The sequence below is a fragment of the Pseudomonas sp. NPDC090752 genome (assembly GCF_055584805.1).
In genome coordinates this window covers 1-13,413 of record NZ_JBVJLI010000020.1, presented here as the reverse complement: position 1 = coordinate 13,413, position 13,413 = coordinate 1, and the positions used below count along the sequence as shown (strand labels likewise).

The following is a 13,413-nucleotide window of genomic DNA, read 5'->3' as shown; positions in this document are numbered from 1 at the left end:
GATAAAACGGCGAAGGCCTTGCCGAGCAGGGCTTGCAGGTATGTTCAAGGTTGCTTTTCGAATGTTTTGAAGGGCTGTCGGCGGCCTTAGTTTTTTCCTGTTCAACGCACAGGAAAATGTTGGTTTCGCGCACTAGAGGGTTCTGTTGAGATGACCTGCAACCGCACAGAACAACAGGAGCATGACATGACCTTTTCCATCATCGGTCGCTGCCAGGAAACCGGCCAGGTCGGTATCGCCATCAGCTCGTCGAGCATCGCCGTGGGTGCCCGCTGCCCTTGGGTGCGTGCGGGTGTCGGCGCCGTGGCCACGCAAAACATCACCTTGCCGGCACTCGGCCCGCAGATTCTCGATGCCCTGGAGCAGGGGCAATTGCCGCCAGCCGCAGCGCTGGACCGCGTGCTCAGTGCCAATGGCTGGAGCGAGTATCGGCAGGTCACGGTGATCGACAGCAATGGCCAAGTGGCGCTGTTCACCGGCAAGGAAGCGCTGGGTGTGCACAATGCAGTGGCCGGTGAGCAATGTGCGGCGGCCGGCAACCTGCTGTCTTCCGTATACGTGATTGAAACCATGGTGCAGGCCTTCGAGCAGGCCGGTGGGCATCTCGCTGACCGCTTGCTGGCGGCAATGCATGCGGCAATGGCTGCAGGTGGTGAGGCTGGGCCGGTACATTCGGCGGCGCTTAAGATCGCCGGCGAGTTGACTTGGCCGCTGGTGGACCTGCGCGTGGACTGGGCCGAGCACGATCCGATCGGGGCGCTGGATGGCCTGTGGCAAGCGTACCGTCCGCAGATGCAGGATTATGTCACGCGCGCTTTGGACCCCACCACTGCCCCCAGCTACGGGGTGCCGGGTGATGAGTGAGTTCAGCAGCCGCGCCTTGCTGGCCCGGCTGATAGGTTTTTCGACGGTCAGCCGCGATTCCAACCTGCAGCTGATTGGCTTCATTCGCGATTATCTGGCCGAACTGGGCGTAGAAAGCGAGCTGTTGCATAACCCCGAGGGCACCAAGGCCAACCTGTTCGCCACCATTGGCCCCAAGGATGTCGGCGGCGTGGTGCTTTCCGGCCATACCGATGTGGTGCCAGTGGACGGCCAGGCCTGGACGGTCGAGCCATTCGCCTTGAGCGAACGCCAGGGGCGGCTATATGGCCGTGGCACCGCCGACATGAAGGGGTTCATCGCCTCGGTGCTGGCGGCTGTGCCGGCGTTTCTGGCGCAACCGTTGCGCCTGCCGGTGCACCTGGCGTTTTCCTATGACGAGGAGGTCGGTTGCCTGGGCGTGCGCTCGATGCTCGCTGCGCTTGAACAGCGCCCGCACAAGCCGCGCCTGTGTTTGATCGGAGAACCGACGGAACTCAAGCCGGTGCTCGGACATAAGGGCAAGCTGGCCATGCGTTGCCAGGTGCAGGGTGCGGCGTGCCATTCGGCGTACGCGCCTTACGGGGTCAACGCCATCGAGTATGCCGCTAAGTTGATCGGCAAGCTGGGCGAGATCGGTGACGCCCTGGCGTTGCCGCAAGCGCATGACGAGCGCTTCGACCCGCCGTTCTCGACAGTGCAGACCGGGATGATAAATGGGGGCAGGGCGTTGAACATCGTGCCCGAGGAGTGCGCCTTCGACTTCGAGGTACGTGCCTTGCCGGGCTTCGAGGCGCAGACAGTGGCCGATCAGCTGCAGACCTATGCCGAGGCCGAGTTGCTACCGCGCATGCGCAAGGTCAATGCGGCCAGCGCCATTCGCCTGGAACCGTTGAGTGCCTATCCGGGGCTGGCCACGCCTGCCGACAGCGAGGCGGCACGGTTGGTCGCGTTGCTTAGTGGGTCCGAGGATTTTGGTACGGTCGCGTTTGGGACGGAGGGCGGGTTGTTCGATAAGGCGGGAATACCCACCGTGGTCTGTGGACCGGGAAGCATGGAGCAGGGACACAAGCCGGATGAGTTCGTCAGTGTCGAGCAGTTGCGGGGCTGTGATGCGATGTTGTTGAGGTTGGTGGATTACCTCAAGCAGGGATGACAGTGGTGGCTTCTTCGCGGCTGAAGCCGCTCCCACAGAATACACGCTAACGCATTGTTCAGCGGATCCCCTGTGGGAGAGGCTTCAGCCGCGAATGGGCCGCCAGGCGGCCCCGGGGAATCAGAAGGTCGCCTTGACCTGCAGCCCCACCACCAGTGCGTTGTCGATGTCCTTCCCGGAGAACGCACCCGGCTCGATGATGTACTGCACATCAGGGCGCAGGTTCAGCCACGGCGTGGCCTGGTAGCCATAGCTCAGCTCGATCAACTGCTCGGCGCCGTCGATGTTGGGGAACTGCTGCCCGGCATTGAACGCGGCGTCTTCCAGTACGTCGCGGCTGCGCGGGTTCTGCACGGCGCGGCCGTAGCCCAGTGCCACGGTGTCACGCGGGCGGCCTTCGAACGGTTTGTACAGCACCACGCCGGCGCCATACCACTTGGTAAACGGCGAGGCCGCTTCGCTCGATGCCGAGTACTGGCCGAAGGCATGCAGGCTGCGACCCGGCGAACCGGCGTCGTTCCATACGGCCTGGTCGATCAAAAGGTAGTGGCCACCACGTCCGGACACTTCCTTGTCGCTGCCGATGCGTTTGACGTCGGAGCTATCGTAGTAGTAGCCCAGTTTGTACTCGCCCGGCAATTCACCCTGGAGCTTGTACACCAGCTCCACCGGTACCACGGTGCCGGTGGTGTGCTTGGGCCCAAGGTGCCAGGCGCGGCTGGAGTTGCCGTTGCTTTCAGGGTCGACGTTGAACGCCGCCACGCGCAGTTGCCAGGACGGCGACAGGTCGTACTTCACGCGCACACCCAGGTGGGCGTTGGGGTAGTTGGTCCAGCCGCTGCCACCGGACATGTTCAGCGGGTGGCCGCAGAAGCCGGCGTTCATGAAGTTGCACAGAATGCCGCTGTCCAGGCCACCAAGGTCGTTGCCCATGGCCATGTAGCCGAGCTTGACGTTGAGCGCCGGGGTGAACAGGGTGCGCTCGTAGCTCAGCTCGGTCAGACGGGTGTAGAGGCCACCGTAGTTTTCCTGGATCGGCAAACGGTTGCCCACCAGGTCTTCCGAGGCGCTGTTGCCGCGGCGGTCGTTGATGGTCAGCTGTACTTTGCCGCCGTTGTCCAGGCCGTACAGTTTCGACAGATCGAACTGCACACCGAACTTGAGGTTCTGCGAGTAGCGCGCGGAGCGGTGCAGGCCACCGTGGGCGTTGTAGGCGGTTTCACCGCTGTAGTCGCCGGTGATCTTGACGCCGTCTTCCTCGAGCTGGTGACGCAAGCCGCCCCAGTCGCCGGTCAGGGTGTTGCGGGTCATCAGGTCGCCGTCGGCCAGGGCGGTGGTGCTGGCCAGGGCAAGCAGAAGGGCAGTAGGTGTGTAGCGCATTGCGAGGGCTTTCCTGAGAAATCTTGGTGTTATGTAGGGCCCATTCGCGGGACAAGCCCGCTCCCACAATGAGGCCACCGGGACCCTGTGGGAGCGGGCTTGTCCCGCGAAAAGAGCGACTCGATTTATGGCAGCGCGTAAGAAATCACATAGTCGCCACGGTCAGTCGACTGACGGGCGCCGCCCGCAGTGATCACCACGTATTGCTTGCCAGTCTTCGGCGAAACGTACGTCATCGGGCCGCCCTGGCTGCCGACGGGCAGGCGGGCTTTCCAGATTTCGCTACCGTTGCTGCTGTCGTAGGCACGCAGGTAGAAGTCCTGGGTGCCGGCGATGAACACCAGGCCACCTTGGGTCGACAGGGTGCCGCCCAGGGTTGGCAGGCCGATCTTGATCGGCAGGTGCATGCGGATGCCGAGCGGACCGGTATCTTCCACGGTGCCGACCGGAACCTGCCAGGCAACCTGGCGCGTTTTCATGTCGATGGCGGTCAGGGTGCCGAATGGCGGCGCCTGGCACGGGATGCCAGCGACCGACAGGAAGCGGTTCTTGTTCACAGCATACGGGGTGCCTTTGAGCGGAACGGCGCCCATGCCGGTGTTGAGCGCTTCGCCACCGGAAGCCGCCTGGCCCTTGTTCTGCGACGGGATCATCTGAATCCACAGGCCCAGACGCATGTCGTTGACGAAGATGAAGCCATGCACCGGGTCGGTGGAGAGGCTGCCCCAGTTCATGCCGCCCAGCGAACCTGGGAAGCTCAGCGACAGGTCGGTGCCTGGCGCGGTGTAGAGGCCGTCGTAGCGCATTTTCTTGAAGTCGATACGGCACAGCAACTGGTCATACGGCGTGGCACCCCACATGTCCGATTCGGTCAGGGTCTGCGCGCCGATCTGCGGCATTCCCACCGATTTTGGCTGGGTCGGGGAGTACGGCTCGTTAGGGATGTTGCTTGGTTTTACCGGAACTTCGTCAACCTGGGTCAGCGGCTTGCCGGTGGCGCGGTCGAGCACGTAGATCTGCCCGGCCTTGGTGCCGATCACGACTGCAGGTACCGACTTGCCGTCGTCCTTGGTGAAGTCGATCAGGCTCGGCTGCATCGGCAGGTCGAAGTCCCACAGGTCGTTATGCACGGTCTGGAACACCCACTTCTCGTTACCGGTGGTGGCGTCCAGGGCCAGCACCGAAGCGCCGTAGGTGTGGTCCAGCTTGTTGCGCTCGACACCGTAGATGTCGGTGGACGACGAGCCCATCGGCAGGAACACGGTGTTCATGGCCGGGTCGTAGGACATCGGTGCCCAGCTGTTCGGGGTGCTGCGCACGTAGGTGGCACCGTCTCCCGGGGCGTTGCGGTCTTCCGGGTTGCCGGGGTCGAAGGCCCAGCGCATGGCCCCGGTGATCACGTCGAAACCACGGATCACGCCGCCTGGCATGTCGGTCTGGACGTTGTCGGCGACACGGCCGCCGACCACCACGGTTGTACCGGCCATCAACGGCGCCGAGGACAGCTGGTAGAAGGAGTCCGGCACATCACCCAGGCCGGCCATGAGGTTGACCTGGCCATTGTTGCCGAAGCCCTGGCAGAACTCACCGGTGTCGGCGTCGACGGCGATCAGTCGGCCATCGATGGTGTTGGTCAGCAGACGGCGCTGGCAGTTGGCACCGGCCGGGACGCTACCGACGGTGATCGGCGAGCTGTTCGGCTGGGACGGCTGGGCGATCGGCGCGCTGGCGTCGAAGTAGGCCATGCCACGGCAACGCTGCCAGACCTTGGACTGGGCGTTGATTTCGTTCTTCCACAGCTCTTTGCCGGTGTCGGCATCGAGGGCGATCAGGTTGTTGTGCGGGGTGCAGATGAACACCTTGTTGCCGACCTGCAATGGGGTCAGTTGGTCTTCGGCGCCGTTGCCGTCGCTGATGGCCACGTCACCGGTGTGATAGGTCCAGGCGACCTTGAGCTTGTCGACGTTGTCGCGGTTGATCTGATCGAGCGCGGCGAAGCGACTGCCACCTTCGGTATTGCCGTAGTGGGCCCAGTCCTTCTGCTCCTTGCCGGCCTCGACCGGGGTCATGCCCGGGCCTTTGCCGGTAGGCGCGACGCTTGGGTGGGCGACGAACATGTTGCCGGCAGCGATCACCAGCACCACGGCCATCACCCCGGCGATGCCGTAGGCACCACGGCCAGTGCTGCCACCATTGCTACGTACCAGCAGCGGGTAGACCAGGGCTACCACCATGCCGATCGCGCCGAACATGAACAAGCGCGAGAACAGTGGCCAGAACACCAGGCCAGCGTCGATCAGCGCCCACAGCGCGGTACCGATCAGGAAAGCAGCGTACAACCAGGCACCGGCTTTCTTGCGCCGGGCGATGAGCACACCCGCGATGGCCATCGCCAGGCCGCCGATGAGGAAGTACCAGGAACCGCCCAGCCCGGCCAGCTTGATGCCGCCAGCAGCCAGGAGCAGGCCGAGCAGGGCGATGATCACGCCCAAGCCGACCAAAATGATGTTTGTGGCGCCAGAGGCGCGCGGTGTTTCGTTCATGCCAGGGATCTCAGCAGGTGGAATGGGCGCAGTTTAAGCCCTTAGCAAGCTAATTAACAAGTTAGTACATAATATTGTGAGGCTGATTGTCGCAGGGCTTAACTTGCCAAGGTGTGCCAAAAAGCTTAGATCATGGAGTGAAAATTGCAGTAAACGAGGGGTTTACCTGGGTTCGTTGTGATGTATTAGACGTTTGTCGCAGGCCGATCAGATTGTCGACCACCCTCAAGAACTGCTGTAGAAGACCGCAAGCCAGATGGTCGTCTCCCCCGGCGCGGTCCATTCCACCCGATGCTGGCAATGGGCCGGAATATCGAGGCAATCTCCCGGTGCCAGCAGCCGGGTGTGGTCTTCGTATTCGATACGCAAGGCCGCGTGGCCGCTCAACAGCATTACCCACTCGCCTTCCGCTTGGTCATACCAGAAGCCGGGTGGGCTCGCCTGGCCGCACGATACGATGCGCTCAATGCGCACGCCGGGGCGCTGCAGCAGTTCATCGACCCGCTCGGCTGCAGCGGGGTCACAGGTGGGCAGGGCATTGAGCAGGTTGACGGCGGTCATGGACAAGTCTCGTTCAGTGGGAGGTATTTCCACTATGGACCGGTTCACGCGGCGGTGCGCTTCTTCACCTCACCGCAGATTGTAGGACCGTTCCGTAATGGATACGCCTAGCCTTAACGCCCGAGCGGCAGCGCTACGCCAATCACTGCAAACAAGCCCCCGCAGCAGCGGTTGAAACTCTTGCCGCCCTTGGCCAGCCAAGGCTTTATCCGGAACGCCAATCGCGCGAGCAGGTACTCGACCATGAATTCCACGCTGGCAAAAGTGGCGGCCATGACCACGAACTGCAGGAACAGCCCCCGCTGCGGGTCGATGAACTGCGGCAGGAACGCCCCGTAGAAAAGCAGCACCTTGGGGTTGGCCAAGGCCGACAGCAGGCCCTGGCGGAACAGGCCGGAATTGCTCACACGTGCCGACCGCGTGGTCACTTCCAGGTGCAAGGCCGGGCTGCGCCAGAGCTGGATGCCCAGCCACACCAGATAGGCCCCGCCGAGCCACTTCAGTACGGTCAGCACCGATGCAGAGGTCTGCAGCAGGGCAGTGAGGCCGAACATGGCGAGAGCAATCAATGCGCTGAAACCGAACACCCCGCCAACGATGGTGAACAAGGTGCGCCGTGCGCCGTACAGCGCGCCATGGGTCAGGGCCAGCAGGCTGTTCGGGCCTGGGGTCAGCGACAAGCCGATGCTTGCCAGCAGGTAGATGAGCCAGGTATTCAGAGCCATGAGATGCGCCTTGAGTCAGCCAGTATTCGGAGATGGCCAGTCTAGGCGACCTAACCCGATCCAAAGAGTATGATCTGGACATCTCATGGTGATTTTCGGACATTCCTCCATGCTCCCCGATATCCGACTTCTAATCCTGCCGTTACCGGACTTTGCCTTGCTGCCTTTCGGCGCCTTTCTCGACAAGTTGCGTTTCAGCGCCGATGACGAAGACTACAGCCGTCAGCGTTATTGCACTTGGACACTGGCCGGCCTGACGGCCGAGCCGGTGGTCTCCAGCAGCGGCGCGGTGATGCAGGTGGAGGCGATTGCAGATCAACTCGCCCTGGGTGCCTACGATTACCTGGTGCTGTTCGGCAGCCGCAATGCCGAGGCCACCGACAGCCTGGCACCCCATTACAAAAGCCTGCTCAAGCGTGCGTCGAAGGCGGGTGTGAAGCTGGTCGCCATCGACAACGCGGCCTTTCTGCTGGCGGCCTGTGGCCTGCTGGACGGGCACAAGGTGGTGGTGCACTGGCGGCATGAAGCCGAGTTTCGTGCATCGTTTCCGCACGTGCAGTTGCTGCGTGAGCAGTTGTACTGCATCGACGGTACGCGCATTACCTGCGCGGGCGGCACGGCAGCCCTCGACCTGGCAGTCGAGCTGTTGTCGAGAGCCTGCGGGCGTGCCCGCGCGCTAAAGGGACTGGCCGACATGCTGGTGGATGAATCCCGTGACAGTCGCCACGCCTTGCGTTCGCTGGAAACCGGCGCCGGGCAGGGGCGCCAGGTGCAGCGTGCGTTGGCGCTGATGCGTCACCACTTGAGCGCGCACTTGTCCATTGAAGAACTGGCGGCGGAACTGGGCATCAGCCGACGGCAATTGGACCGCCAGTTCCAGGCCAGCCATGGCATGAGCGTCAACGCCTGGTGGCTGGAAATGCGCCTGCAGCAGGCGCGCTGGCGGCTGCTCAACTCCAGCCACAGCCTGGCGCAGATTGCCGAGGAAGTGGGGCTGGGCGATGCGAGCTATCTGGGAAAATGCGTGCGGCGTCGGTTTGCTTGCACGGCGCTGGAGCTGCGCCGTGACGTTCATTGCGGCGTGCCGAACAACCCCGTCCAGTAGATGCCCGCATCACTTTTCGGATCCACCGCATAAGCAGCGCCCATTTCGCGGAAATCCGGGTTCATCAACGTGGCGCAATGGCCAGGGCTGGCCAGCCAGCCGTCCACCACCTTCTGTGCGCTGTCACGCCCGGCAGCGATGTTCTCGCCAATCTGCTGATACAGGTAGCCGGCCAGCTCGGCACGGTCGCCCGGCGTACGCCCGTCGCGGTCGATGTGGTCGAAGAAATTCTGGTTGGCCATGGCCCTCGTGTGGTTGGCCGCCACCCCGGCAAGGGCGGTGCTCCAGCCAAGTGCAGGCGCCGCCGCAAAGGGTTGGCCGCCGCATTGGCGCGGTGCCTTGCGCGCAGCATTGATCGCCTGCATGACCTTCTGCCCCTCGGCCTGCCAGTCGCCGAGGCGCCCGCTGAGCAGAGGGCGCGCCAGTACCACGCGCCAGTCGCGGCCTTCCTGGCTGACGCCGATGTCGACGAACTGCGGGTCGAGCACCACCTGGCAGAAGCTCTCTTCGATGGCGTGCATCGCGGCGCGCGCATCGCGGGGGCCGGACAGGCTGATGGCCTGCACGTTGACCATCGGGTAGGCGGCACGGGTCATGGCCTGCTGCAGGTCGCGGGTACCCTCTGGTGACAACGCCAGGCGGGTGTCGCTGTTGAGCGGCGGCAGCTCCAGCGATGCTTCGCCGCCGCAGGGCTGAGCCTGGCTGCGGTAGGCATTGATCGAATCGATCAGTTGCGCCTCTTCGCCGGTGGCAGCCAGGCTCGAGGTCGAGACGACCAGGCCCAGCGACAAGGCGGCAACGGATGACAGGACGCGCATGTGGATCTCCCTGTGACTGGCAGCGTCTTGGTTTGCGCTGCTCATCCTACACAAGCCCAAGGCTTTTGGCCCGGTGTCGTGCAAAGCAATGAAAACACCAGCAATGGCTTGCAGGCGGCAAAAGAGGGGGTAGACCACTGGTCGCCCAGAAAGTGCCATGGTTTGGTAATCATTCGTAACTTCGACTAGAAACAATACGCAAACGTTAATAATTCTACCTACGCCAGGAAGGCCCAACCCAGCGCACTCTGGAGCCCTTCATGGCACGATTCCCTTCGTATCAGTCGACCTTTATCGCTGTTTGCTGTTCCGTTGCCGTGACCGCCCAGGCGGCCGATGGCGCCATCGAGCTGGATGCCACCGCCATCAATGCCGAGGCCGCGCGGCCAAAAGGCGAGCCGCCCGAACCCTTTGCCGGTGGCCAGGTGGCCCGTGGCGGGCAAATGGGGATACTGGGCAACCAGGACATGATGGATGTGCCTTTCACCATGACCAGCTACACCTCGCAGCTGATCGAAGACCAACAGGCGGAAGACATTGGCGATGTGCTGCTCAACGATCCGTCGGTGCGCCAGTCGTTCGGCTTTGGCAACCAGTCGCAGGTTTTCGTCATTCGCGGGCTGCCACTCAATGGTGACGACGTGGCCTTCAACGGCCTGTACGGAGTGTTGCCGCGGCAAATGATTTCCACGGATGCAGTGGAGCGGGTCGAGGTGCTCAAGGGGCCTAATGCCTTCCTCAACGGTGCCAGCCCAACCGGCACCGGGCTGGGTGGCAACGTCAACCTGCAACCCAAGCGTGCCGGAGACACGCCGACGCGCCGCTATACCCAGGACATCAGCAGCGATGGTCGCCTCGGCGAGCATCTGGACCTTGGGCAGCGCTTTGGTGAGGACAACCGCTTTGGCGCTCGGCTGAACCTTTCACAACGCGAAGGCGAGACTGGAGTCGATGACCAGGACCAGCGCAGCAAGCTGTTCATCGTTGGCCTCGACTACCGCGGCGACAACTTTCGCGTGTCCACCGATATCGGCTACCAGAAGCAGCGGGTCAACCACATGCGCAACTCGGTGCGCCTGGGCACCGGGCTGACTGACATCCCGCGCGCGCCGGACGCCGACCACAACTATGGCCAGGACTGGGCCTGGACCGAGACCGAGGACACCTTCGGCATGGTCCGTGGCGACTATGACTTCAACGACAACTGGAGCGCCTACCTGGCCGGTGGGGTCAAGCATACCCACGAGAACGGTTTCTATGGCACGCCAATCCTTACCGACGCCGCCAGCGGCGATGCCACCATCGGCGGCTCGAAGATCCCCCACAACGAGGACAACAGCACGGTCATGGGGGGGGTCAACGGCCGCTTCCAGACGGGCCCGATCAGCCACCAGTTGAACATCGGCGCAGCCAGTATCTGGACCCAGCAAGAAAACGCCTTCGTCTTCTACAACTCGCAGGATACGAACATCTACCACACCGACCCGCTGCCCAAACCCACTACCCCGACCTTCACGGGCGGCAAGCTGGACGACCCTGGGGTAACCGGCAAAACCCGCAATCGCAGTATCGCCGTGTCCGATACCGTGGGGCTGTTCGACGACAGTCTGCTGCTCACTGTCGGCGTGCGCCGCCAGCAGTTGCGTGTCGAGGGTTATGCCTATGATGGAGAGGGCCCGGACCTTGGCCGCAACGCCTTCTACGACGAGTCGGTCACCACCCCGGTGTATGGCATCGTCTACAAGGTCAACCCGTCGATCTCGCTGTACGCCAACCGCATCGAGGGCCTGGCCCAAGGCGCTACGGCCTCGGGGCAAGTGATCAATGCCGGCGAGGTGTTCCCGCCGGCCAAGACCAAGCAGGTGGAGGCGGGGATCAAGCTCGATTACCAGAGCTTCGGCGCCAACCTCGCGGTGTTCCGTATCGAGCGGCCCACCGACGGTTTCGTCCAGGGTGATGTGTTCGTCCAGGACGGTGAGCAGGTTAACAAAGGCATCGAGCTTAGCGTGTTCGGTGAGCCGGTCACCGGCCTGAGGCTGATGGCGGGTGGCACGCGCATGGACACCGAGCTCAAGAAGACCCTGAACGGTGCCGACGACGGCAATCATGCCGTGGGTGTGCCGACGTTCCAGCTCAATGCCAGCGTCGACTGGGACGTACCCGGGCTCGAAGGCCTGGCGTTGAATGCGCGTATGCTGCGCACCGGCGGGCAGTACGCGAACCCGGCCAACACCCTCAGCCTGCCGACCTGGAACCGCTTCGACGTGGGCGCGCGGTATCGCTTCAACGTTCAGGAGAAGGCCGTCACGTTACGCGTCAATGTGGAGAACCTGACCGACAAGAACTACTGGGCATCAGCCAACGGTGGTTACCTGACCCAGGGCGACCCGCGTTTGGTGAAGTTTTCCGGCACGATAGACTTCTGATGCGGGTTCAGCGAGCCAACGCCTGGTTCGGCTTGTAGAACAGGAAATGACGGGTCTCGGCCGTTCTGCGGTAGGCCTTGGCCCAGTCCGGATGGACATTGCGGTCATGGAAGTACAGCGCGCCGCCCGTGCTGTCCTTGAGCTGCTGGTTGAGCGCCTTGCGCGCGATCTCCTTGGCGATGTCATAGCGCTCGGGTTCCTCGACCTGGTCGGAACGCCCGTCACACCACCAGGAAAACTGGCAGGCCTTGCTTTCGACACCTTGCTTGACCACGCCGCAGATGGTGTCGGGAAAGCCGTCCTTGCCCAGCCGGTTGATCACCACGCTGGCCACCGCGCTCATGTCTTTTTCATCGGCGCCCTTGGCTTCCCAATAAATGGTACGGGCCAGGCAGGTGATGCTGTCGTCCATGGGCGCCTGGCCTGCCGGGTCGACGGCTTTGACTTCACTGGGCGTGAGGGTTTCGGCTTTTTTCGGCGGTGGCGCATCTTCGACCACCTTTTCTTCGAGCACTTCGGCCTTGTCTTCGGCAACTGCAGCCTTGGTGTCGGCGGCATTCGATGGGCCTGCGAGCAGGGCCGAGGTCAAACCGATCACCATCCACGTAAGGCGCATGGTCGAGGTTCCGAAGTGTGTGTTGCCTCACAGTCTAGCCAAGCGCATTCAATTCAGCGAAAGCATTAGCACCAAGGGCAGTGTCACCGCCGCCGCCACCGTCTGCAGGGCGATGATGGTCGCCATCAGCGGAGCGTTGCCGCCCATCTGCCGTGCCATCACGTAGGACGATGACGCCGTAGGCAACGCCTGGAACAGCACCGCCACAACCGCCGCCTGACCACCAAGGCCTAGCAGCCGGCACAAACCCCAGGTGGTCAGCGGCATGACCAGGAATTTGAACATCGACGCCGCCAGCAGCGGCCGCACCTGCTGCCCGACACTGGCGCCACCCAGCGCCGCGCCGACGCACAGCAGGCCCAGGGGCAGGGCGGCCTGGCCAAGCGCCTTGACCGTGGGCTCCAGCCCTGCGGGTAGTCCCAGTCCCGTGACCCGCAGCAGTATGCCGCCGGCACAGCCAACGATCAGCGGGTTGGCAAAAATCGCCCGCAACACGATCGCCGGGGAACTGTGGCGCGCGCTGAAGCGGGCGAACACCAGCACGCAGAGCAGGTTCACCAGCGGCACGATGGCGGCGTTGGCCACCGCCGCCAGGGCAATGCCGGCACTGCCGTAGATGCCAGCGGCAAGGGTGGCGCCGATGTAGTTATTGAAACGCACGCCGCCCTGGAATACCGAGGTGAAGTCCGCGCCGTCGTGGTTGACCGCGCCTTGGTAGAGCACCAGCAGCGCGGCGCCGAGGACGGTCGAGAGCATCAGCACGCCGACCATACCCAGTACCGGCACGCCATCGAGGTCGGCGGTGGCCAGGCCGTGGAGGAACAGCGACGGCAGCAGCACGTAGTAACTCAGGCGTTCGGCGCCAGGCCAGAAGCTCTCGGCGAGAAAGCCGCGCACGCGCAGAAAGGTGCCCAGGCCGATCAACAAGATGATGGGCAGCAAGGTGGTCAGCAGCAGATGAAGCATGGGCGACGTACCGTGGTCGGGTTCGGGCACAGGTTAACTTGGCTGACTGATTGGTAAAAACGTTGATTTCTGCAGTGACTGTTGAGAAAAAATGCACAGTCTCTGGAGGCTACGCGAACCCTGTGGGAGTGGTTTTAGCTGCCATCCACCCCATTGCCAGCTTCGCGGCTGAAGCCGCTTGTGTCTTGAAGAGGGATTAGAATCTGGAGTGAGAGCGGTGAATGACAAGCTGAGTGCCGCAGGTGCCATGAGCACG

11 protein-coding genes are annotated in these 13,413 nt (G+C 63.1%); 4 read left to right on the top strand and 7 right to left on the bottom strand.

Annotation, left to right across the window (positions count from 1 at the left end):
• The first annotated feature begins 186 nt into the window (after positions 1 to 186).
• Positions 187 to 864, top strand: a complete 678-nt coding sequence (locus ACZ6YA_RS22110; RefSeq protein WP_465899439.1) for a DUF1028 domain-containing protein — start codon at positions 187 to 189, stop codon at positions 862 to 864.
• Positions 857 to 2,017, top strand: coding sequence for an acetylornithine deacetylase (gene argE / locus ACZ6YA_RS22105; RefSeq protein WP_465899437.1), 1,161 nt, complete (start codon positions 857 to 859; stop codon positions 2,015 to 2,017). The genes ACZ6YA_RS22110 and argE overlap by 8 nt, the downstream gene beginning before the upstream one ends.
• 120 nt (positions 2,018 to 2,137) lie before the next feature.
• Here the strand turns inward: argE and ACZ6YA_RS22100 are convergent, their stop codons facing one another.
• The 4 genes from ACZ6YA_RS22100 to ACZ6YA_RS22085 form a co-directional block, all read right to left on the bottom strand.
• Positions 2,138 to 3,397 carry a carbohydrate porin gene (locus tag ACZ6YA_RS22100; protein WP_465899435.1) on the bottom strand — a complete coding sequence of 420 codons (1,260 nt, stop codon included), beginning with the start codon at positions 3,395 to 3,397 and terminating at the stop codon, positions 2,138 to 2,140.
• A gap of 125 nt (positions 3,398 to 3,522) precedes the next feature.
• Positions 3,523 to 5,940: a glucose/quinate/shikimate family membrane-bound PQQ-dependent dehydrogenase gene (locus ACZ6YA_RS22095; RefSeq protein ID WP_465899433.1), complete on the bottom strand. Its 2,418-nt coding sequence runs from the start codon at positions 5,938 to 5,940 to the stop codon at positions 3,523 to 3,525.
• A gap of 225 nt (positions 5,941 to 6,165) precedes the next feature.
• Positions 6,166 to 6,501: a cupin domain-containing protein gene (locus tag ACZ6YA_RS22090; RefSeq protein WP_465899431.1), complete on the bottom strand. Its 336-nt coding sequence runs from the start codon at positions 6,499 to 6,501 to the stop codon at positions 6,166 to 6,168.
• 113 nt (positions 6,502 to 6,614) lie between these two features.
• Positions 6,615 to 7,226, bottom strand: a complete 612-nt coding sequence (locus ACZ6YA_RS22085; RefSeq protein WP_465899428.1) for a LysE family translocator — start codon at positions 7,224 to 7,226, stop codon at positions 6,615 to 6,617.
• Positions 7,227 to 7,335: 109 nt separating this feature from the next.
• On the opposite strand from ACZ6YA_RS22085, the gene ACZ6YA_RS22080 reads away from it, so the two are divergent.
• Positions 7,336 to 8,331 (top strand): GlxA family transcriptional regulator, encoded by a 996-nt coding sequence (locus tag ACZ6YA_RS22080; RefSeq protein ID WP_465899426.1) that lies wholly within the window; start codon positions 7,336 to 7,338, stop codon positions 8,329 to 8,331.
• Here ACZ6YA_RS22080 and ACZ6YA_RS22075 read toward each other — a convergent pair.
• A complete protein-coding gene (locus ACZ6YA_RS22075) occupies positions 8,298 to 9,149 on the bottom strand; it encodes a CAP domain-containing protein (protein ID WP_465899424.1) in 852 nt (283 codons plus the stop codon). The two genes, ACZ6YA_RS22080 and ACZ6YA_RS22075, sit on opposite strands and share 34 nt — an antisense overlap.
• A gap of 260 nt (positions 9,150 to 9,409) precedes the next feature.
• Between ACZ6YA_RS22075 and ACZ6YA_RS22070 the strand changes: the two genes are divergently transcribed.
• Positions 9,410 to 11,575, top strand: a complete 2,166-nt coding sequence (locus ACZ6YA_RS22070) for a TonB-dependent receptor (RefSeq protein WP_465899422.1) — start codon at positions 9,410 to 9,412, stop codon at positions 11,573 to 11,575.
• A gap of 7 nt (positions 11,576 to 11,582) precedes the next feature.
• On the opposite strand, the gene ACZ6YA_RS22065 is transcribed toward ACZ6YA_RS22070, so the two are convergent.
• Positions 11,583 to 12,191: a cell wall hydrolase gene (locus tag ACZ6YA_RS22065; protein ID WP_465899420.1), complete on the bottom strand. Its 609-nt coding sequence runs from the start codon at positions 12,189 to 12,191 to the stop codon at positions 11,583 to 11,585.
• A gap of 48 nt (positions 12,192 to 12,239) precedes the next feature.
• The gene (locus ACZ6YA_RS22060) at positions 12,240 to 13,157 is read right to left on the bottom strand and encodes an AEC family transporter (RefSeq protein ID WP_465899418.1); all 918 of its coding nucleotides are present in this window, start codon (positions 13,155 to 13,157) and stop codon (positions 12,240 to 12,242) included.
• Positions 13,158 to 13,413 lie beyond the last annotated feature (256 nt).